This is a genomic window from Mesorhizobium sp. ES1-6, assembly GCF_020164775.1.
GTDB lineage: Bacteria > Pseudomonadota > Alphaproteobacteria > Rhizobiales > Rhizobiaceae > Mesorhizobium.
The window spans coordinates 65,841-86,221 of the sequence record NZ_JAIUGU010000018.1 but is presented as its reverse complement, the minus strand read 5'-3'; the positions used below and the strand labels follow the sequence as shown (position 1 = coordinate 86,221).

21 protein-coding genes are annotated in these 20,381 nt (G+C 63.9%); 10 read left to right on the top strand and 11 right to left on the bottom strand.

Going from position 1 to position 20,381, the window contains the following annotated elements; all coding sequences use genetic code 11:
* Position 1: 1 nt before the first annotated feature.
* The 3 genes from LB564_RS29905 to LB564_RS29895 all read right to left on the bottom strand — a co-directional run bounded on the left by LB564_RS29905 (position 2) and on the right by LB564_RS29895 (position 2,569).
* A complete protein-coding gene (locus LB564_RS29905) occupies positions 2 to 805 on the bottom strand; it encodes an extensin family protein (protein WP_224542671.1) in 804 nt (267 codons plus the stop codon).
* Between the two features lie 108 nt (positions 806 to 913).
* The gene (locus LB564_RS29900; protein ID WP_224542696.1) at positions 914 to 1,954 is read right to left on the bottom strand and encodes an extensin family protein; all 1,041 of its coding nucleotides are present in this window, start codon (positions 1,952 to 1,954) and stop codon (positions 914 to 916) included.
* Between the two features lie 189 nt (positions 1,955 to 2,143).
* Complete coding sequence (locus tag LB564_RS29895) at positions 2,144 to 2,569, bottom strand: DUF3775 domain-containing protein (RefSeq protein ID WP_140704937.1); 426 nt, start codon at positions 2,567 to 2,569, stop codon at positions 2,144 to 2,146.
* A gap of 143 nt (positions 2,570 to 2,712) precedes the next feature.
* Here LB564_RS29895 and LB564_RS29890 point away from each other — a divergent pair, with 143 nt between their 5' ends.
* Both LB564_RS29890 and greA read left to right on the top strand, forming a co-directional pair.
* On the top strand, positions 2,713 to 3,252 hold the full coding sequence (locus LB564_RS29890; RefSeq protein WP_140704939.1) for a tetratricopeptide repeat protein: 540 nt from the start codon (positions 2,713 to 2,715) through the stop codon (positions 3,250 to 3,252).
* A gap of 265 nt (positions 3,253 to 3,517) precedes the next feature.
* Positions 3,518 to 3,991: a transcription elongation factor GreA gene (greA, locus tag LB564_RS29885; protein WP_008877613.1), complete on the top strand. Its 474-nt coding sequence runs from the start codon at positions 3,518 to 3,520 to the stop codon at positions 3,989 to 3,991.
* Positions 3,992 to 4,245: 254 nt separating this feature from the next.
* Here greA and waaC read toward each other — a convergent pair whose 3' ends face one another.
* Genes waaC through rfaD form a run of 3 tightly spaced genes read right to left on the bottom strand, consistent with a single transcriptional unit; the run spans position 4,246 to position 7,153 of the window.
* The gene (gene waaC, locus LB564_RS29880; protein ID WP_224542670.1) at positions 4,246 to 5,226 is read right to left on the bottom strand and encodes a lipopolysaccharide heptosyltransferase I; all 981 of its coding nucleotides are present in this window, start codon (positions 5,224 to 5,226) and stop codon (positions 4,246 to 4,248) included.
* Positions 5,223 to 6,230 carry a lipopolysaccharide heptosyltransferase II gene (gene waaF / locus LB564_RS29875; RefSeq protein WP_224542669.1) on the bottom strand — a complete coding sequence of 336 codons (1,008 nt, stop codon included), beginning with the start codon at positions 6,228 to 6,230 and terminating at the stop codon, positions 5,223 to 5,225. The genes waaC and waaF overlap by 4 nt, the downstream gene beginning before the upstream one ends.
* Positions 6,203 to 7,153: an ADP-glyceromanno-heptose 6-epimerase gene (rfaD, locus tag LB564_RS29870; RefSeq protein WP_224542668.1), complete on the bottom strand. Its 951-nt coding sequence runs from the start codon at positions 7,151 to 7,153 to the stop codon at positions 6,203 to 6,205. Before rfaD ends, waaF begins: the two co-directional genes overlap by 28 nt.
* Before the next feature lie 143 nt (positions 7,154 to 7,296).
* Between rfaD and LB564_RS29865 the strand changes: the two genes are divergently transcribed.
* The 6 genes from LB564_RS29865 to gmhB all read left to right on the top strand — a co-directional run bounded on the left by LB564_RS29865 (position 7,297) and on the right by gmhB (position 11,464).
* On the top strand, positions 7,297 to 7,533 hold the full coding sequence (locus tag LB564_RS29865) for a type II toxin-antitoxin system Phd/YefM family antitoxin (RefSeq protein ID WP_224542667.1): 237 nt from the start codon (positions 7,297 to 7,299) through the stop codon (positions 7,531 to 7,533).
* The gene (locus LB564_RS29860; RefSeq protein ID WP_224542666.1) at positions 7,526 to 7,939 is read left to right on the top strand and encodes a hypothetical protein; all 414 of its coding nucleotides are present in this window, start codon (positions 7,526 to 7,528) and stop codon (positions 7,937 to 7,939) included. Before LB564_RS29865 ends, LB564_RS29860 begins: the two co-directional genes overlap by 8 nt.
* A gap of 36 nt (positions 7,940 to 7,975) precedes the next feature.
* Positions 7,976 to 8,608: a LysE family translocator gene (locus tag LB564_RS29855; protein ID WP_140704947.1), complete on the top strand. Its 633-nt coding sequence runs from the start codon at positions 7,976 to 7,978 to the stop codon at positions 8,606 to 8,608.
* A 135-nt stretch (positions 8,609 to 8,743) separates the two neighbouring features.
* Positions 8,744 to 10,237 (top strand): D-glycero-beta-D-manno-heptose-7-phosphate kinase, encoded by a 1,494-nt coding sequence (gene rfaE1, locus LB564_RS29850; protein WP_224542665.1) that lies wholly within the window; start codon positions 8,744 to 8,746, stop codon positions 10,235 to 10,237.
* 8 nt (positions 10,238 to 10,245) lie between these two features.
* Complete coding sequence (locus LB564_RS29845; RefSeq protein ID WP_140704951.1) at positions 10,246 to 10,818, top strand: SIS domain-containing protein; 573 nt, start codon at positions 10,246 to 10,248, stop codon at positions 10,816 to 10,818.
* Entirely contained in the window at positions 10,811 to 11,464 is a 654-nt protein-coding gene (gmhB, locus tag LB564_RS29840; protein WP_224542664.1) for a D-glycero-beta-D-manno-heptose 1,7-bisphosphate 7-phosphatase, read from the top strand. The genes LB564_RS29845 and gmhB overlap by 8 nt, the downstream gene beginning before the upstream one ends.
* A gap of 4 nt (positions 11,465 to 11,468) precedes the next feature.
* On the opposite strand, the gene LB564_RS29835 is transcribed toward gmhB, so the two are convergent.
* Positions 11,469 to 12,263, bottom strand: coding sequence for a glycosyltransferase family 2 protein (locus tag LB564_RS29835; RefSeq protein ID WP_224542663.1), 795 nt, complete (start codon positions 12,261 to 12,263; stop codon positions 11,469 to 11,471).
* A gap of 238 nt (positions 12,264 to 12,501) precedes the next feature.
* The gene (locus LB564_RS29830; protein WP_140704957.1) at positions 12,502 to 12,981 is read right to left on the bottom strand and encodes an Lrp/AsnC family transcriptional regulator; all 480 of its coding nucleotides are present in this window, start codon (positions 12,979 to 12,981) and stop codon (positions 12,502 to 12,504) included.
* Between the two features lie 264 nt (positions 12,982 to 13,245).
* Between LB564_RS29830 and trxB the strand changes: the two genes are divergently transcribed.
* Together trxB and LB564_RS29820 are read left to right on the top strand one after the other, a co-directional pair.
* The gene (gene trxB / locus LB564_RS29825) at positions 13,246 to 14,220 is read left to right on the top strand and encodes a thioredoxin-disulfide reductase (protein ID WP_127873462.1); all 975 of its coding nucleotides are present in this window, start codon (positions 13,246 to 13,248) and stop codon (positions 14,218 to 14,220) included.
* 92 nt (positions 14,221 to 14,312) lie between these two features.
* Positions 14,313 to 15,209 (top strand): LysR family transcriptional regulator, encoded by an 897-nt coding sequence (locus tag LB564_RS29820; protein ID WP_224542662.1) that lies wholly within the window; start codon positions 14,313 to 14,315, stop codon positions 15,207 to 15,209.
* A gap of 37 nt (positions 15,210 to 15,246) precedes the next feature.
* Here the strand turns inward: LB564_RS29820 and LB564_RS29815 are convergent, their stop codons facing one another.
* The 3 genes from LB564_RS29815 to LB564_RS29805 all read right to left on the bottom strand — a co-directional run bounded on the left by LB564_RS29815 (position 15,247) and on the right by LB564_RS29805 (position 20,318).
* On the bottom strand, positions 15,247 to 15,744 hold the full coding sequence (locus LB564_RS29815; RefSeq protein WP_224542661.1) for a methyltransferase family protein: 498 nt from the start codon (positions 15,742 to 15,744) through the stop codon (positions 15,247 to 15,249).
* Between the two features lie 801 nt (positions 15,745 to 16,545).
* Positions 16,546 to 18,597 carry an elongation factor G gene (locus LB564_RS29810; RefSeq protein WP_224542660.1) on the bottom strand — a complete coding sequence of 684 codons (2,052 nt, stop codon included), beginning with the start codon at positions 18,595 to 18,597 and terminating at the stop codon, positions 16,546 to 16,548.
* Positions 18,598 to 18,788: 191 nt separating this feature from the next.
* On the bottom strand, positions 18,789 to 20,318 hold the full coding sequence (locus tag LB564_RS29805) for a putative bifunctional diguanylate cyclase/phosphodiesterase (RefSeq protein WP_224542659.1): 1,530 nt from the start codon (positions 20,316 to 20,318) through the stop codon (positions 18,789 to 18,791).
* Between the last annotated feature and the right edge of the window lie 63 nt (positions 20,319 to 20,381).

Below are 20,381 nucleotides of genomic sequence, written 5' to 3'. Positions count from 1 at the left end.
CCTACCGGCAGGCGCGGTAGCCGCTCTTGCGGTTCTTGATGTCGAAATGGAAATGGTTGCGGTGGTCGTAATTGTAGCCGGGGCCGAGCACGGTGGTGAAATACTGGCAGCCGTCGGCGCGCACATTGTTGAGGAAGCCGCGGGTGCGGAAGGCGAACAGGCCGGGCTTGCGCACGTCGATGTCGTCGCCATTGTTGAGCTCGATGCTCATGACGTCGAGCGCGTTGCCCTTGCCGTGCTCGGACAGCACGCCTTCGCCGGCAATGTTGCGGCAGGAATAGCTGGAGCCCTGGTGAATGGTCTTGACGCCGGAAAAGTAGCGCCAGCGGGCGGAGGGAACGAGTTCGTTCTTCGTCCAGGCGGCGAAGGTGGCGGCCATGTCGCAGGTCAGCGTCGCGGCGGGCTTCATCTGGACGCTGCCGATGGCCGAGACCTTGACCGGAAAGTCGATGCCGCACTGGCCCTCATGGATGGGCGCCAGATCGGTGTAGGTGACGCCGAGCCGCTTCAATTCGCTGCGGCAATCGGTTTCGCTGGCCGGCATCTGCTCGGGCTGGGACATCGGCTCGTCCATGCGCGGATAGGCGGCCTGCGTCATATAGGGATTGGACGGAACAAGCCTCTGCATGCCCTGATATTGCGGTACGGCCGCGGTCTGCGCGCCGACATCGACGGCCGGCTGCAGCGACAGCACGCTGCCGGTGTTGCAGGCCGAAACCGTGGCCAGTGTCAGGCCGGCGGCGACCATCACTGCAGGTTTTGCTCGGCGCGCAGCCATCACGGCGGCGCGGAATATCCCGGCCATCGGCGGATCCCTGTTCCCAGATGTCCGGCATTTTAACGATCAAGGGTAAAGGAAAGCTCAGCGCCCGCGTTCACGCCTGCGGCTGAATTGCGGCAGGGATCATTCCGCTCACTGGCAAAACGTGCCGCCGTGGCGGCGTGGCTCAAGATCAAAATGGAAATGCAGGGAATGGTCGGCATCGGCGCCGGGTCCGAGCACGGTCTTGAATGGGCCGCAGGCCGCCTTGCGCACGGCGTCGAGGAATTTGCCGTCCTTTTCCGGCGGCGCCGGGCCGACCTCGATCGTCTTGCCGTCGGACAGCGTAAAGCTGGCGATGTCGAGCGCGTTGCCGAAAGCGTGTTCCGACAGTTTGCGCGTGCCGTGGCGCGGGCGGCAGACGAAGGCGGACGCCTGGCTGATCGATTTGAGGTCGGCGCCGAATTCGGCCTTCGCCGCCGGCTGGATGACGTCGGCGGCAAAACGCACGGCAGCCTCCGCCATCGGGCAGTTGAGTTCGGTGCCGGGGGTAATCGCGATCGATTTGCCGAGCGTCTTCAGCATGATCGGGTAGGGGATCGAGCAGCCGATTTCGGGGTTGCTCTCGGCCTTGTGCTCCTCGAATTCGACGCCGAGCGTCTTCAGGCGCTCGCGGCAGGCGACTTCCTCAGCCGGCATCTTGTCTTCTGGAAGATCGGCCGAGCGTGGGTCAGGCAGCATCTTCTTGTCGTCCGCATCCGCCGGCTTGGGCGGCGGTTGCGGAGCCACGGCCGGCGGCTGGGTCCCGGGTTCGGAGATGTCGGGCCTTTGCGTCGGGATCGGCACTTCGGCGGGCGGCTCCGGCTCGCTTTCCGTGTCGACGGACGGCTCCGGGGCCGAAGGCTCGGGCCGCGCCTGCTTTGCCTTTTCTTCATTGAGCTGGTCGGGTGCGTGGGGGGCCTTTGGCTCCTGCGTCTTTTTCTCCTGCGCGGTTGCGGCGTCGGCCTTTGGTGCGTCCGCCGGACGCAACGCAGGCACCGGAACATCCGGGGGCGCGATCGGCTGGTCCGGCGTCTGCTGGGTCTGTTGGGGTGCCTGTCGGGGTGTGACATGCTGCTTGCCCCGCGATCGCACACGCTGCTTGCCTCTTGGCCGCAGCGGCTGATCGGCCCGCTGCGTCAGCGGCTGATCCACGCGCGGGCTTAGCGGCCCGTGATGTTTGTGACGATGCCTGGCGTCGGCCGGCGTCACCAGCAGGACCGCGGCCGCCAAAAGCAGCGCCAGAGTGCAAAATCGGGAAAAGCTCAGCGTTGCCATCGCCTGCAAACGGCGTCGGCATGCCTAGGTTGCCCCGCGAACGGATCACAATCGGTTACCGGCACGTTACGCACCGATCGCTTCGAGCCCTTCCTCCAGCAAGTCGGCGAGCAGCGGCATGCCGAGCAAATATTTCGCCGTGCGCTTGTTGGCCCGCTCCCGCGCCGCCGCCACCGCTTCGGACCATTCCGCGGCGTCATAGTCGCCGCGTCCGATCCAGGCCAGCGCGATGAGCTCGGCGGCTTCATCGACGTTGAGGTCGTTGATCAGCTCGCGCAGCTCTTCCTCGGTGAGGTTTTCCGAGCTTTCCTCGGCAAGGCCGTCATGGTGGTGGTTGTCATGCGTGTCGCCGTCGAACTCGATCTCGTGTTCGGCGCCGTCGGCGTAGTCCTCGTTGACGGCCGCGCTCAGCGCCTTGGCCTTGAGAATGAACAGCCGCACGGTGTCGGGTCCGATCGTGAGATCCCAGTCCTTTTCAAGCCGTCGCTGCACGGGCCGTCTCCGTCAGTCGTTTGCCGGATGATAGCGGATTTGCGGCATCCGTCACCTGATGTTCTCCAGGCCTGATTTTTCCGGGATGAAACGCGGGCCACTCGGCGTTAATGTTGCATTGTCACACCCTCCAGGAGGCTTCGATGCATAAAAGAGTGCTGATCCAGGCGGCGAGCGCGCTTATCGCTCTGCAGTTTCTTGCCGTTCCGACATTCGCCGCCGGTAGTAGCGGCGGCGGTAGCGACCAGACTGTCACCCAATGCAAGAAGGGGGAGGTCTGGGACAAGAAGAAGCAGAAATGCGTACCGCCCAAGGAAGGCATGCTGGATGACGACAGCATCTATGACGCGGGCCATGCGCTGGCGATGGCCGGCCGCTATGACGAGGCGATCTCGGTTCTCGTCCTTGCCGCCAACAAGCAGGATCCGCGCATTCTCAACTATCTCGGCTATTCGCACCGCCATTCCGGCCGCGTGACCGTCGGCCTCGGCTATTACGAGGAGGCGCTGCGCATCGACCCGAATTACACGCTGGTGCGCGAATATCTCGGCGAGGCGCATCTGCAGATCGGCGACCTGGCCGGTGCCCAGCAGCAGCTGGCGGAGATCGAAAAGCGCACCGGCAAGGGTTCGCGCGAATACGGCATGCTGGCCGAGCAGATCGAACATTTCATGAGGAGCTGATCGGGCCTCGATGATTTCTCGAAGCGGCCGCGAGCGATCGCGGCCGTTTTTGTTTGCCATGGCGGCCGCATCCGCCCATCAAAACAGCGGAAGTTTTTTGCAAAACTGATTTTTGAGCGTGAAAAGCCCGCAAAGATTGCTATATCTTAGCAAATTGCGGTGAAACGGTTCCGTTAGCCCGAGGCTGCCGGACCGTTTTCTTTTTGTACCCAACGACAAGGCTTCCCCCGAAACGCGGGGGCGGTGGCAGGAAAGGTCAGGCATTATGAACAAGGTCCCGATGACAGGCGAGGGGTTCGCGTCATTGAAGGAAGAGCTGCGTTGGCGCCAGCAGGAAGAGCGGCCGCGCATCATCGAGGCGATCTCCGAGGCGCGCTCGCATGGCGACCTGTCCGAAAATGCCGAATATCATGCCGCCAAGGAGGCGCAGAGCCTCAATGAGGGCCGTGTCAACGAACTCGAGGACCTGATCGCGCGCGCCGAGGTGATCGACGTCACCAAGCTCAGCGGCGACAAGGTCAAGTTCGGCGCCACCGTGGTGCTGGTCGACGAGGATACCGAGGAAAAGAAGACCTACCAGATCGTCGGCGACCAGGAAGCCGATGTGAAGTCCGGCCGCATCTCGATCTCCTCGCCCATCGCGCGTGCGCTGATCGGCAAGGAAGTCGGCGACGCCATCGAGGTCAATGCGCCCGGTGGTGCACGCGGGTACGAGATCGTCCAGGTGCAGTTTATCTGAGGGCGTCGGCTGGGCGCTGCTTCGCATATAGGCGCTTTCCGACCAAGGTTGGCGCCGCCCCTCATTGCCCTGCCGGGCATTTCTCCCCGTATAGAGACGGGGAGAAAGACGCTGTCATCGATGATTTCGCCAATTGTCAGTACGGGGCGCCGACAGCGTGTTTCAGCCCCTTCTCCCCGTCTCTATACGGGGAGAAGATGCCGGCAGGCAGATGAGGGGCAGCGCTGACCTTTCCCAATCGTTCGGTCGAAAAGTCAGCCTTTTCCGGTGGTTGCCCGGCTAAGCTCTAAAAGTCGTTCCGCTTCCGCGACTACCTGTTCAGGCATCACATGGTCCCCGGGCGTTGCCAGGAGCGTCGATGCGTACGGCCCGCGCGGACCGGTCAACCCCGGCTCCGTCGCCAGAAAAACCGCGACCGTCGGCAAGCCGAAAGCGCTGGCGAGGTGGGTCAGCCCGGTGTCGGCGCCGATGATCAACGTGGAGCGGCCGAGAATGGCGGCGATGTCGGCCAGCGGCGATTTGGGCACCACGACCGTGGATGGCACGGCCTTGGCGATCGCTTCGGCCACCGCCTTTTCCCGTTCGTTGGACCAGGTGGTTACCGGTGTCATGCCGCGCTCTACCAGCAGGCGGGCTGTTCCGATCCAGTCCTCGGCAGGCCATTTCTTGTCCTCGCGGCTGGTGCCATGCAGCAGGAAGGCGATCTTGCCATCGATGGGCGCGACCGCGCCCACCGGCGCGACTATGCCGGAATCGAGCGTCGAGAGATCGGGCCGATAACCGAGCGCCTGCCCGAACAGCCGGCGCGTTCGTTCGATGGCGTGCAGGTCGCGTGGCACGGCGTAGGTGATGTCGTAGAACAGCGTCGCCGAGGGTTCGCGCGCGCTCGACCGATCGAAACCGGCGATCGGTGCGCGCGCCTGGCGTGCCACCAGGGCCGATTTCAGCAGGCCTTGCGCGTCGATGACGAGATCGTAGCGGCAGCCGCGCAAGGCACGGCGCAGTTCAGCCGCCTCGTGCCAGGTGTTGGTGTCGAAAAGGGCCTTCCGCCAGCGCCTTATCGCCACCGTGTGGATGGTGCCGATCGCCGGATGCAGCGCGACGATACCGGCAAACGCCTCCTCCACGCACCAGTCGAAAGCGATATCGGGCCGGGCGCGGGAGGCATCCTCGAGGGCCGGAAAGGTGTGGATGACATCGCCCATCGACGAGGTCTTGACGATCAGCACCTTCATGCCGCGGCCGGAACTTCCAGCAGCCGGTCGGCCGCGGCGGCGACCTGGCCGACTTCCATTGTTCTGAGGCAATTGAGGTGGCCGAGCGGACAGATCTTCTGGTGGCAAGGCGAGCAGGACAGGCCGAGCCAAACCAGTTCGCGCCGCTCCGCCAGCGGCGGCGTGTTTTCAGGCGAGGTCGAGCCGTAGACGGCAACGATCGGCGTGCCGACGGCGGCCGCGACATGCATCAGCCCGCTGTCGTTGGAGACCGCGAGCCGCGCCGCGGCGATCAGGTCGATGGCGTCCTCCAGCCGCGTCTGGCCGGCGAGGTCGACGACGCCAGGGGCCAGCGCCGCGATCTCGGCCGTCACGTCGCGGTCGTTCTTCGAGCCGAACAGGGCGACCTTCAAGCCCTTGCCCATGAAGTCGCGGGCAAGTCCGGCATGGTGTTCGCTTGGCCAGCGCTTGGCCGGGCCGAACTCGGCACCGGGCATCAGCGCCACGAATTCCTGCGGCGCCAGTCCGAAACGCTCAAGCAAGCTGGCCTGGTTCTTCGGGTCCACGGTCAGCCGGGGCGCGCGGAAGCCGCCGCCCTGGGCGAGGCCGAAATAGGCTTGCGCGGTGCGCCGTTTCACGGCGTCGGGCAAGGGCACGATGTCGGTGAGCAAGCCATAGCGCATTTCACGCAAATTGCCGAAACGGCGCGGAATGCGGGCAAAGAACGGGATCAGCGCCGACTTCCAGCTGCCCGGCAGGACATAGGCCATGTCGTAGCGGCCGCGCAGCAGGCGGCCGAAACGGCGGCGATGGCTGAATTCGAGCGCGCCGGGCTTCAGCGGAAAGTCGATCTGCTGGCGGATTTCAGGCATGCGCTTGACCAGAGGTGCCGCCCAAGCCGGCGCCAGCACATCGATCGCGGCGTCGGGATGGAGTTCCTTCAGCGCCGAGAACAGGCACTGCGCCATCACCATATCGCCCACCCAGCGTGGGCCGATCACGAGGATCGTTGGGCTTTCAGCCATTCGGCATAGTCTCTGACGCCAGTTTCGACGCTCCGGAATTGACCGTTATAACCGGCCCCGCGCAAGCGGGACATATCGGCCTGGGTAAAACTCTGGTAGCTGCCCTTGAGGTGGTCGGGGAAGGGGATGAACTCGATCTCGCCCTTGCCCAGCGTGTCGATGACCGTTTCGGCGATGGCGCGGAACGGCTGGGCGCGGCCGGTGCCGCAGTTGAAGATGCCGCTCGCGCCACGCTTCCACAGCCACAGATTGACGTCGGCGATATCGCCGACATGGATGAAGTCGCGGCTCTGTTGGCCGGGACCAAAACCGTCATAGGCGCCGAACAGCTTCGGATTTTCACCGCGCTCGACCTGGTTGAACAGGTGGAAGGCGACCGAGGCCATGGCGCCCTTGTGCGCCTCGCGCGGGCCATAGACGTTGAAGTAGCGCAGGCCGGCGACCTGCGAATGATCGCTGCCGAAGACGGTGCGCCTGACATAGTCGTCGAACAGCTTCTTGGAATAGGCATAGACGTTGAGCGGCCGCTCCAGCGCCGGCTCCTCGCGAAACTCGGATCCGCCGCCATAGACCGAGGCCGAGGAGGCGTAGAGGAAGGGCACGCGCAGCGCCTGGCAGGCATGCAGCAGCCGTTTCGAATAGGCGTAATTCACCTCCATCATGAACTTGCCGTTCCACTCGGTGGTGGTCGAGCAGGCGCCCTGGTGGAACACGGCCTCGATGCGGCCGAGCGAGCCGGCCTCCATGAGGCCCAGGAAATCATCCTTGTCGAGATAGTCCGATATTCTGAGATCGGCGAGGTTGGCGATCTTGTGGCCATCGGTGAGGTCGTCGACGACCAGTATGTCGTCATGGCCTTCCGCATTGAGCGCGGCGACGATGTTGGAGCCGATCATGCCGGCGCCGCCCGTGACGATGATCATGAAGGCCTCTGGTTGCGTACGATTCCGGTCCTTATAAGGGAGGCTGGCCGGGCTGTCGACAAAGCAGGTGGTCTCTCCATCTCGCCATATTCGCGGTTGTCTGTTTTGTCCATTTTGTCTATTATGTCCAAAATGGAGATCCGATGAAACACTATCCATCGACCGATTTGAAACAGAATCTCGGAGACGTGCTTGCGGCTGCCAGCCAGCAGCCGGTCTCCATAACTCGTCACAACAAGCCGCGATACGTCCTGATGAGCATCGAGACCTACGAAGCGCACTTCGGCAACGATAGCCGTCGGGCCTACGCGGCGGAGGATGCACCGCTGGAACATATCGAGATGCTTGAGGAGTACGCCGCGGAATTGGACCGTGATTAAACCCATTGCCGCGGACGTCTGGCGATATCCATATCTGTGGCATCGCCAACATGGAGATGGCGAGACCGAAGGCCGCAAGACCAGGCCTGTCGCCTTCGTCGCTGTTCTTCCCGGAAAAGCCGGAGGCACGAACCTTTTCATTCTTGCGATCACCTCCGCGCAGCCGGGCCGCGATCGCGTAGCCGTTGGCGTTCCGGAAATTGAACGCCACCGCGCCGGTCTTGACCCTATTCCCCTTTGGGTCATGGTCGACGAGTACAATCACGATATCCTGGAATCGTCTGCCTATTTCGAACCGGGTGCGCGCCTCGGTGCCTTCAGCCCCTCATTCCACAAAAAAGTCATGTCGGCTTTCATTGCGGCTGTTCGCACAGGCCAATCCAAAGCCATCCCACGGGCGGACTAACGGCCTGTCCGAGACGCAATTATCAAGGGACAAGAAATGCCGTCGACCGAACTGCTGATCGCGTTTTTCGCCACCACGGCGATCTTCGCCTATATCCCGGGCCCGGCGATGCTCTATGCCGCCGCGCAGACGATGGCGCGCGGGCGCTGGTCGGGGCTGACGGCGGCACTCGGCATTCATCTGGGCGGCTATGTGCATGTCTTTGCCGCCGCCGCCGGCCTGTCGGTGCTGTTCCACGCCGTGCCGCCGCTCTACATGGCGGTCAAGCTGGTCGGCGCGCTGTACCTGATCTGGTTGGGGGTCTCGCTGTTTCGCAAGCGCGTGGAGGGCGACGTGGCATTGCCCGCGATCGAGCGCAAGTCGGCGCGGCGCGCGTTCTTCGAGAGCATCACCGTCGAGGTGCTCAATCCCAAGACCGCGATCTTCTTCATGGCGTTCCTGCCGCAGTTCATCGATGCCTCGGCGGCGTTCCCGGTGTGGCTGCAATTCGTCGTGCTGGGCACCATCGTCAACCTGATGTTCTCCTCGGCCGATGTCGTCTGCGTGTTCCTGGCCGGCCTCGTGATCGGCCGGCTGCGGCGTTCGAGCCGGGCACAGCGGCTGATGCAGCGGGCCGGCGGCGCGGTGCTGGTCGGGCTTGGCGTGCACGTCGCCTTGCAGAAAAGCTGACCTGTCCGGGTTTGCCTTCGCCTCGGCGTTGCGCTGTGCCGAATTGCGGTATATCGGCAGGCATGACCGACCGGCCTCGCAAATCTGGTGTTTCGACATATCTGAGATCGGCGTTTCCCGCGCGTGGCAGATGACATGATCAAGCACAATCCGCCTTCTCCCGAGCCCCTGCACCGCGCCATCGCGCGCTTTGGCGACATTGCCGTGCTGGTGGTCGGCGACATCATCCTCGACCGCTTCGTCAATGGCGTCATCGAGCGGATCTCGCCCGAAGCGCCGATCCCGGTGCTGCATGGACGCGGCGAAAGCTCGGCCATGGGTGGCGCCGGCAATGTCGTGGCCAACATCGTGTCGCTTGGCGCGCGCGGCATTCCGGTGTCGGTGATCGGCACGGATCCCGCCGGCGACAGCCTGGTGCGGATGCTGGGCGAGCTTGGCGCCGAGACAGTGGGTCTTGCGCAGCAGCGCGGCCGCATGACCTCGTCGAAGAGCCGCTTCAGCGCGCTCAACCAGCAGGTGCTGCGTTTCGACGAGGAAGAGATCAAGCCGCTCGGCGCGGCGGAACGGGCGGAGCTGATCCGCCGTTTCCGGGATGCGCTGAAACAGGCGGACATCGTCATCCTGTCCGACTATGGCAAGGGCATCTTGCTGGACGGCGTCGCCGCCGAGCTGATCGCCATCTGCCGCGAGGCGGGAAAGCCGGTGCTGGTCGATCCGAAGGGCCGCGACTATGAGCGCTATGCCGGAGCGACCGCTGTCACGCCCAACCGCAAGGAGCTAGGCGAGGCCGTTGGCCGCGCGGTGTTCGGCGATGAGGAGATCGTGGCGGCGGCGCGCGAACTGATTTCGGCGCATGGCTTCGAGTTCGTCGTCGCCACACGCAGCGAAAAAGGCATGAGCGTGGTCGGCCCCGACGAGGCAAGCCACATCGCCACCCAGGCGCGCGAGGTGTTCGACGTCTCTGGCGCCGGCGATACGGTGATCGCGACCTTCGCACTGGCGCTTGCCGCCGGCGCCGATCCTGTCGCCGCGGCCGCCATCGCCAACGCCGCCGGCGGCGTCGTGGTGGGAAAACGCGGCACGGCGCGGCTCAGCGTCGAGGAACTTACCGGCGCGCTGTTTCGCTCGCATGGTCCGACCGCGCACAAGGACGCCATCCTCGACGCCGCCTCGGCCGCGCGCATGGTGGCGGCGTGGAAGGCGGAGGGCCTGAGCGTCGGCTTCACCAATGGCTGCTTCGACATCCTCCATGCCGGCCATGTCAGCCTGCTGCACGCGGCGCGCAGCCAGTGCGACCGGCTGGTGCTCGGGCTCAACAGCGATGCCTCCGTGCGGCGGCTGAAAGGACCGGGCCGCCCCGTCAACGACCAGCATGACCGCGCCTGCGTGCTGGCAGCGCTCGCCTCGGTCGATGCCGTCATTGTCTTCGAGGAGGATACGCCGCTGGCGCTGATCGAGGCGCTTCTGCCCGACATACTGGTCAAGGGCGCCGACTACACGGTCGACACCGTGGTCGGTGCCGATGTGGTGCAAAAGGCGGGCGGGCGCGTCGTGCTGGTCGATCTCGTCGCCGGCAAGAGCACCACCGGCACCATCGGCAAATTGCGCGCCGGTGGCGCCACCAACTGAGGGATCTCATGTCTGAACTGAACGACTATCTGGTCCGCTCGGCGGCCGCCATCACTGCCACGGTCGAGCGCGATCTGACCGGCGAGATGGAGCGGGCGGCGAGCGCCGTCGTGACGGCGCTTTCCCAGGGAAAGGCCTTGCTGGTCTGCGGCAATGGCGGCTCGGCCAGCGACGCCATCCACATCGCCACCGAACTGGTCGGCCGCTTCCTCAAGGAGCGCAAGGCCTACAATGTCATCGCGCTGCCCGCCAACGCCGGGATGCTGACCGCCTGGGGCAATGATTACGGCTTCGACACGGTGTTTTCGCGCCAGGTCGAAGCGCATGGCGCGGCCGGCGGCGTGCTTCTGGCGATCTCGACCAGCGGCAATTCGCCGAGCATCCTCGCCGCCGCCGAACAGGCACGGATGATGGACATGACGGTGATCAGCCTGACCGGCGACACTGGCGGCAAGCTGAAGCCGCTCACCGACATCCTGCTCAACGTCCCCTCGACCTCGACGCCTATCATCCAGCAAGGCCATCTGTGCCTCTATCACTATCTGTGCGAGGTGGTCGAAGCCCGCCTGTCGAATGGCTGACAGGATCGGCACACCGCACCCGCTGACCGAACCCGGCCTGTGGGTGGAGCGGATCGGCGACAGGATTTTCCCGGCACGCTCGCCGGCGCTGTTCCTCGACCGCGACGGCACCATCAACGTCGATACGGACTATCCCAGCGATCCGGCCGAAATCGAGCTCAGGCCAGGGATGCTGCCGGCGATCGCCGCCGCCAACCGGTGCGGCATCCCGGTGGTCATCGTCACCAACCAGTCCGGCATCGCGCGCGGCTATTTCGGCTGGGACGTCTTCGCCAAAGTGAACGGCCGCGTGCTCGAACTGCTGCATGGGGAAGGTGTGTTCGTCGACATGGTGCTGGCCTGCGGCTATCACGAGGCCGGTGTCGGGCCGCTCGCCATCGCGGACCACCCGATGCGCAAGCCCAATCCAGGCATGCTGATCGAGGCGGGCAGGCGCCTTGATCTCGATCTCCAGGGTTCCCTGATGGTCGGCGACAAGCCGGCGGATATGCAGGCGGCCCGGCGCGCCGGCCTAGCACAAGGCTGGCTGGTCGACGGCGAGGCGGCCTTCCAGCCTGGCTTCGCCATCAGGCGCCTGCATGACGACCACGATCTCGGCGGCCTCACCGCCGCCATCGAGACGCTCGTTGGGGATCGCGGGGATTGAGGGTCTACAGCTGGTCGTCGCGCCGCGAGGCTTCGTAGAGCTTGGCCTCGGTGGCGAAGGAATAGATCATCACCGACATCGAGTAGACGAAGCCATGCCGGCCACACAGGAAGTAGCGCTTGGCCAGGTAGAATTTCAGGAAATTGCCGAGCGGCGACAGCACCAGCCGCACCAGGCCGGGCTTCTTGCCTCTCTCGACCAGCGTGGCAACCTTGAGGCTGGAGTAGGTGTTGGCCCTTGCCAGGTCCTCCTCGACGGTCACTTCGCGGCGATGCAGGATCACACCGTTGTCGATCGTGCGGGTCTCGCCCGGGACCTCGAACGATTCATGCACCCGAAGGCTCAGATCCATGGTGGCCTTATCGCGGCGGAAGAGACGCATCAGCCGGTTGTGCAACACCCAGCGGTGCGCATAGCCGTAGCCCTTCAGCTTGTCGCGGCGTCTTATGTACCATCCATCCACGGCGTCGTTCCCAGGCCCTATCGCGGCGATGATCGATTGCCGCAGCTCATCGTCGACGGCCTCGTCGGCCTCGATCGCAAGGCACCATGGCTGCGTGGCATGATCGAGCGCGAATTGCCGCTGACGCGGAAAGCCCGGCCAGGCATTGTGAATCAACCTTATCGGATAGCCCTTGGTGATAAATTCCCGCACGATGTCCAGGGTGCCGTCCGTGGAACCAGAATCGACGACGATGATCTCGGCACAGAAGTCGACGCTTTCGAGGCACGGGCCGACCATGCCAGCCTCGTTCATGCAGATGATAAGCGCCGAAATCGGGCTTGCAAATCGAGTCATGGTCCCCTTCCCATGGCGGATCCTCCCGGAATTCATGCTGCTCGCGCCATTTGTTCTCAAGCAATTCCGGGCGGAAAACCGTTACATATTTTTCCTGGAACTGCTTGAGAAGCCAGTCAAGCGCCTGGTCAAGCAGTGAAGTTCGGCAGAGCCTTGTACATCAGCGTCTTTCGAATACCAACGCGGCACCGGTGTGGCGAACCTCTGGAACTCGCCAGCGTACGGGCGTTCGCCCGGCTCAGGGCCGCTCGAACGAGACCAGCCCTTCATCCTTGACACGGCGGATGGTGAGGGCGGTGCGAACCGTGTCGACATTCGGCGTCGAGGTCAGTTCCTCGATGACGAAGGTCTGGAAGGCACCGAGGTCGCTGGCCACGCAATGCAACAGGAAGTCGGACTCGCCCGACACCATCCAGGCATCGCGCACGATCGGCCAGCCGCGCGTGCGCTCTGCGAAGATACGCAGTTCGGCATCGGCCTGGTGATGCAGCCCGACGAGGCAGAAGGCGACGACATCGAGGCCCAGCGCCGGGGCGTTGAGCAGCGCGCGATAGCCGCGAATGATGCCGGCTTCCTCCAGCCGCTTGACCCGGCGCAGGCAGGGCGGGGCCGAAATGCCGACGCGGTTCGACAGCTCGACATTGGTCATGCGCCCGTCCGACTGGAGCTCGCGCAGGATCTTCCAGTCGATGGCGTCGAGGTCGGCCTTGAGTGGCATGAGGGTTCTCGATGATCAGGTTGCGCAAGAATCTTTCGCGATTTTGTAATTAAACGACTTTTGTGTCGATGCCAGCCCTCGTCAACGCGATTCTGGAACGGTAACGAAAGCGGCCGTCGCGCGAATATCCACATGGGGCCGAAGCTTTCCGGGGACGACGGCCCGTTCGTCTTGCTGGCGTGATTGGCAACCCTTACATTAAGCACGACATTCCACGTCTTTTTTCCAAGGCACACCCGTTTGTCTGCCCCGCAGAGGCTCTAAATGACCACCAAGCACGCGCCTGTTCTCATCATCGGTTCCGGCCCAGCCGGCTACACGGCGGCGGTCTATGCCGCGCGCGCCATGCTGAAGCCGATGCTCGTCGCCGGCCTGCAGCAAGGCGGCCAGTTGATGATCACCACCGATGTCGAGAACTATCCCGGCTTCGCCGATCCGATCCAGGGGCCGTGGCTGATGGAGCAGATGCTCAAGCAGGCCGAGCATGTCGGCACCGACATCATCAACGACATCATCACCGAGGTCGATCTCAACGTGCGGCCATTCCGTGCCAAGGGCGATTCCGGCACGACCTACACGGCCGATGCACTGATCATCGCCACCGGCGCGCAAGCCAAGTGGCTGGGCATTCCGACCGAGCAGGACTTCATGGGCTTCGGCGTTTCGGCCTGCGCCACCTGCGACGGCTTCTTCTATCGCGGCAAGGATGTCGCGGTGGTCGGCGGCGGCAATTCGGCGGTGGAAGAGGCGCTCTATCTGTCCAACCTCGCCAAGAGTGTCACCGTCATCCACAGGCGCTCGGACTTCCGTGCCGAGCGCATCCTACGTGAGCGCCTGTTGAAGAAGGACAATGTCCGCGTCATCTGGGACACGATCGTCGACGAGATCACCGGGCGGCCGGGCAAGGCACCGCTGCCGCCTTCGGTCGAAGGGCTGAAGCTCAGGCATGCCGTGACCGGTGCCGAGAGCCACCTCAAGATCGACGGCGTCTTCGTGGCCATCGGCCATGCGCCCGCGGTCGAGTTGTTCGCCGGCAAGCTGAAGCAGAAGCCGAACGGCTATCTGTGGACGGCGCCGGACTCGACGCGTACCGACGTGCCTGGCGTGTTCGCCGCCGGCGACGTGACGGACGATATCTACCGCCAGGCGGTGACGGCGGCCGGGCTCGGCTGCATGGCCGCGCTCGAAGCGGAAAAGTATCTGGCCGGCATCGAGGTGCATCGCGAAGCAGCGGAATAGGGGCGCTTGCAAAACTGTTAAAAAAACGGCTTAGAAACGCCGTGTAAAAGCCTGATTTTTCATTCAAACGCCAACCGGAACGAGGGGAAGTCATGGCGTTGGACTGGGATAAGCTACGCGTGTTTCACGCTGCGGCGGAAGCGGGGTCGTTTACGCATGCGGCCGAGACGCTGCATCTGTCGCAATCGGCGATATCGAGGCAGGTCAGCGCGCTCGAACATGATGTCGGCGTGCCGCTGTTCAATCGCCATGCACGCGGCCTTGTGCTGACCGAACAGGGCGAGATGCTGTTCCGCACGGCGCATGACGTGCTGATGAAGCTGGAAACCATCAAGTCGCGGCTGATCGAGACCAAGGACCGCCCGTCCGGTGTGCTCAGGGTGACGACGACCGTCGGTCTCGGCGCCGGCTGGCTGACCGAGCGGGTGCAGGAGTTCATCGAGCTTTACCCCGAGATCAGCCTGCAGCTGATCCTCGCCAATGAGGAGCTCGACCTCACCATGCGCCAGGCCGATTGCGCCATCCGGCTGCGCCAGCCGCAACAGCCGGACCTGATCCAGCGCCGTCTGTTCACCGTGCATTTCCATCTCTACGCCGCCCCATCCTACGTCGCCAAATATGGCAAGCCGGGCTCGACCGCAGAGTTGAGAAGCCATCGCATCGTCACCTTTGGCCTGCCTGTGCCGTCGCATCTGTCGGAGTTGAACTGGCTGGAGACGGTCGGTGATTTCGAGAGCGGCCGGCGCGTGCCGACACTGCAGATCAACGACATCCTGTCGATCAAGCGCGCCGTGGAGGGTGGCGCCGGCATCGCCATGCTGCCGGATTATGTGATCAGCAAGGATTCCGGCCTGGTGCAGCTTCTGCCGGAGACCGAGGTGCCGTCCTTCGACACCTATTTCGCCTATCCCGACGCGATGAAGAACCAGGCCAAGCTGCACGTGTTCCGCGACTTCATCATCGCCAAGGCGCGTAGCTGGTCTTATTGACCCGCGACCGGCTGCCGCTCATCCTCTTGTCGTCATGTTACTGCCGCCAGGGCGTCAGCCGCGGCAGCCAGCCCGGTACGTTGCGGCGGTAGGCCTCGTACTCGGCACCGTAGCGGCCGGCGAGCGTCGGCTCCTCGTAGAGCTTGACGAAGGTGGCCATGGCGATTGCCGCGACGACGCCATAGGCGGCAAGCGTCCAGCTCGAAAACATCAGCACCTGGCCGAGAATGATCGCCAGTACGGCGACATACATCGGATTGCGAACATGGCGATAGATGCCGCCGACCACCAGTTTCTCGGTCGGCGCGACCGGGGCGGGCGTGCCGAGGCCTTCCAGCGCGAAGCGGCCGAAGGCGTGCAGCAATGCCGCCACTCCGACCACGATCAGGACCCAGCCCAGCGGCACCATGCCCGGCAGGCTCGACCGTGGCAGCCTCCAGCGGTCGCTCAGCAGCCACGGCGCCAGCCCTGCGACGACGCAAGGCGCGGCGATGAAAAAGGCGGCACTGCCGGCGGTCGCCGAAAGGGTCCGCATCTTTTGCCTCCGCGGTTTTGGGCGACATGCCTCAGGAATAAACGCCTGCTGCCCGTTCGCACGTCATTATGCATTTTTGCGATTTTGGAACGAAAGCCGAGCGTGATTGGCGATTGGATCACGGCAATCGCTTCATCGGGCGCCCATTTTCGTCGATTCTGCTGGTCCTACTGGCTCTCGGAATGGGTTAGACCACAGCCTGCATCTTTTTGCATGCGTGTGTTGCAAAATAGATGCTTGTTTCTTGGGCATGATGAGCAGATATATAGATCATCTCCTGGGCGCGTTCTCCTCCCATTAGCGCCCTCGAGTGTTCCCCTCTGGAGGTTAGCCTTAACAGGCACTTCCAATCAAACTCAGCCGGATCTTCGTTGATCCGGCTTTTTTGTTGCCCGCACCCTGGCTTTGTTGCCCGCATGCTGCAGGGGCAGATGAAAATTTCACCGAAATTGCCGCGTAACAGTGTCATGTAACCTCTGGTAACATGACAAGCACACCCTTCATCTGCTAAGTGAAGGATAGGACGCGGTGTGGTTCGGACGGGAGATGGGGGCATCACTCGTACGGCCCGGGCTCAGGCGGCTACCGCGTCCGAACCTTTTCCCGCCGGAGTTAGGCGACTTACACGCGGCGGACCTGCCGTTTCTCCTCCCAAGAAAACGGTCCGCGAACAAAACGGCGTCCGGCCCCCCGGGCGTCGTTTTTGGTTTTGCCCCCTCGATCATTCGAGGGGGCTTCATGTGCATCGGCCAGAGAAACGGGCGGCCAGAGAAACGGGCGGCCAGAATCAGGCCGCCAGAATCAGGCCGCCTTGCCGTTGGCGTTCATCGCCTCGTCGGCAAGACGGCCGGTGAGTTCGGCCATATGGTCGAAAGCGGCGCGGTAGCTGGCGACGCCCGAGGTGGCCGAGCGCAGCTCGATGATCAGATCACCGATCTCGGCCTGCGGCATGGTCGCCTCGACGACATCCCAACCCGGCCAGTCGGGCCGCGCGTCATAACCCAGGATCTGGCCGCGCCGCTGCGGGATCAGCGCGATGATCTTCGATGTCGCGTCCGAAGGCGTGACGATCTCGACCTTCATCACCGGCTCCAAGAGCACCGGCGAGCAGGCGGCCATGCCTTCCTTCATGGCGAGCTTGGCCGCCATCTGGAAGGCCATGTCGGAGGAATCGACCGCATGGTAGGACCCATCCGACAGGTTGACCGCGACGTCGACCACGGGAAAGCCGAGCGGCCCCGACTTGAGGTAGTCGCGTATCCCAATCTCGACCGACTGGATATAGGTCTTGGGCACGACGCCGCCGGTGATGGTGTCGGTGAACTGGAAGCCGGAGCCGCGCGGCAGCGGCTTGATCTCGATCACCACATCGCCGAACTGGCCGTGGCCGCCGGACTGCTTCTTGTGGCGGCCGCGCTGCTGCACCGATTTGCGGATCGTCTCGCGATAGGGCACGGCCGGCGCATGGCCTTCGACCGGGATCTGGTTCTTGCCCTCCAGCCGCTCGCGCACCACGCGCAGATGCATCTCTCCGTGGCCCGAAAGCACGGTCTCGGCCGAGTCCTGGTTGTGGCGCAGGCTGAGCGAGGGATCTTCCTCGGCCAGGCGCTGGATTGCGGCCGACATCTTGACCTCGTCCTTGCGCTCCTTGGGGCGCAGCGCGAAGGCAAAGACCGGCTGCGGCGGCTCGAAGTTGAACAGCGGCTTGATGCCGCCCTTGGCCGAACTCAGCGTCTGGCCTGTCTTGACCTCGTCCAGCTTGCCGAGCGCCACGGTGTCGCCGACCCTGGCGGATGTCAGCTTGACCTGGTCCTTGCCCAGCATCTTGTAGATACCGGAAACCTTGGCGGTGTCGCCGCCGGGCAGCCACAGTTCCGAGCCGTCGGCAATCTGGCCGGACAGGACGCGCGATACCGACAGCTTGCCCCCATGCGGCGTGTGGATGGTCTTCATCACCTGGACCACCGTCGCGTTGCCGTCCGGGGCACCGAGCCGTTTGCGGGTCGCCTCGATGTCGGGCGCGTCGTGGCGGATCGTCTTCAAGAGGCGCAGCACGCCATTGCCTTTCTCGGCGGTGCCGATCAGCACCGGCGTCACCGCGCCGTCGCGCAGATCGGCGGCGAGGTCGTCGAAGACCGCGTCCTTGGGTGGCTCGATCTCCTCGAGCAACTGTTCCATCAGCTGGTCGTCATGGTCGGCCAACGTCTCCAGCATGGAGAAGCGCGCCTCCAGTTCGCGCGCCTTGTCGTCGCCGGGTATCTCGGCCACCTCGCTCTCGGCATATTCGCGGTAGATGTAGGCGCGCTCCAGCGCCAGATCGATCGAGCCGATGACGACGCCGTCCTTGCGCAGCGGAATCTGGCGCAGAAGCAGCGGCGCCGAACTCGTCGGCTGCAGCATCTTCAGCGTGTCGCGCACGCCCGCGATCGCCTTGTCGACCTTGTTGAGGAACAGGATGCGCGGCACACCGAGATCGTCGAGCTTGCGCATGATCAGCTGCAAGGCGGGGATCTTCTTTTCGTCGGCCTCGGCCACGACCACCGCGACATCGCAGGCGGCCAGCACCGGTTCGGCCTCGAAGGAGAATTCGATCGATCCGGGGCAGTCGATGAAGGTGAACTGCTCGCCCATGAATTCGGTGGTGGCGATCGACGCCTCGACGCTCATGGCATGGGCGCGCGCCTCGGGCGAATGGTCTGAAACGGTGTTGCCCGAGGAAACCGGGTTCTGGCGGGGAATGGCGCCCGTACGGGCCAATATGGCTTCGAGAAGTGTCGTCTTACCGCTTGCGAAGGGACCGACTATGGCAATGCATTTCGGTCCCGTGCGTCGTCCTCCGGCGCGATTACCCATGACTGACCTCCACTCAGGCGTTTTCCTGGGGACCGACTGGCATTCATGGTTCAGGCCAAGGTCAATCGGTCCTGAGCGGCGGCCGGCCTGTTCGACCGTCGCGAGCGGCCTGTTTCGGCCTGCCCGCGATTATCGTCCCACTTGTTTGCCGGGAGGGCAAGGAAAATAGGAAGCCGGTGCGGATGGCCGGCTCAGGCGCTGAGCGCCAGCGGTTCGGCCGAGCGTCCGTCAGGCAGCGCGAGCTTGTCGCGTGGCGCCGGCCTGCCAAAGAAATAACCCTGGAAACGGTTGCAGCCGGCGGCCTTGGCGAGAGCGAATTCTTCCGCGGTCTCGACGCCTTCCGCCACGATGGTGACCTGCTGGATGCGCGCGATCTGCGCCAGCGCCGAAACGAAGATCTGCGCCACCTGGTCATGGGCGAGGGAACGGACGTAGGAGCGATCGATCTTGATGATATCGACGGGCAAGGTCTTGAGATAGTTGAAGCCGCAATGGCCGGTGCCGAAATCGTCGAGGGCGATGTGAAAGCCGAGGCCGCGCAATGCCTCGAGGCGGCGCAGGATCTCCGATGTGGCGGCGGTCGCCACCGTCTCGGTGATCTCGATGATGAACTGTGACGCCGACCGGCCGGTTTCCTTCAGCACGCGGGCGCACATGGTGACGATCTCGTCGCGCTTGAGCTGCTCGCCGGAGACGTTGATGGAGATGCGGCGGCCGGGGAACTGGCCGATGTCGGCACAGGCGCGCTTGAACACCCATTCGCCGAGCATGTCGATCAACGTCGAGCGTTCGGCGATGGCGATGAACTCGGCCGGCGCGATCAGCCCGCGCACCGGGTGACGCCAGCGGATGAGCCCTTCGAGCGCCTGGGTGGACCCGTCCGGGTTGACGATCGGCTGGTAATGCAGTTCGAGTTCGCCGAGATAGACCGCGGCGCGCAATTCCCGTTCGACCAGGCGCCGGTAGCGCTTGTCGGACAGCATCTCCTCGTCGAAGACGGTAACGCGGCCACGGCCCGCCGCCTTGCTTTCATAGAGCGCCAGATCGGCAACCAGCATCAGTTCCGTCGTGTTCGAGGCATGGGCCGGCGCCAGGGCCACGCCAACCGAAATGGAGAGCGGAATGGTCTTGCCTTCATGCGATTTGCCGGCGCGCATGGCATCCAGCAATTGCCTGACATCCTTGTTGATGGCGTTGAGGTCGCCGTGCGGAATGATGACGCCGAATTCGTCGCCGCCAAGGCGTCCGACCATGGCACCGGCAAAGATGCGCTCCGAGGTCTTGACCAGATGCATCAGGGTGAGGTCGCCGAACTGGTGACCGAACGTGTCGTTCAACTGCTTGAAATGGTCGAGGTCGATCAAGAGCAAGGCCGCCTCGCGCCTGTCGCGCATGGTGCCCAGGCTGTCGCGCAGCGCTTCGAGGAAATAGCGTCTCGTCATCGCGCCGGTCATCGCGTCCCTGGTGAGGAAATGATGTTTCTCGGCCTCGGCGGCGGCGGCCGACTGGAGCCGATGGACGACGCTGCTGCGCATATACATCAATGCCAGCAAGGCCAGGCTCGTGGCCAGTATCGAGATGGCGAAGGCACTGCCGGCCGGTAGGTCTTGCGAGATGTCGAAAGCGCCAAGTGCCGCTACGGCGATGCTGATCACAAGCAGCGACTGGATACCGCGGTAGATCCGGCCGCTATGGTCCTTGATCGTCGCCAGTATGCTCATCGGCCAGCCCCCGCACTGCAGGCTCACGGCTAGTGGGCAGCCGTTAAGAAGACATTGAATTCG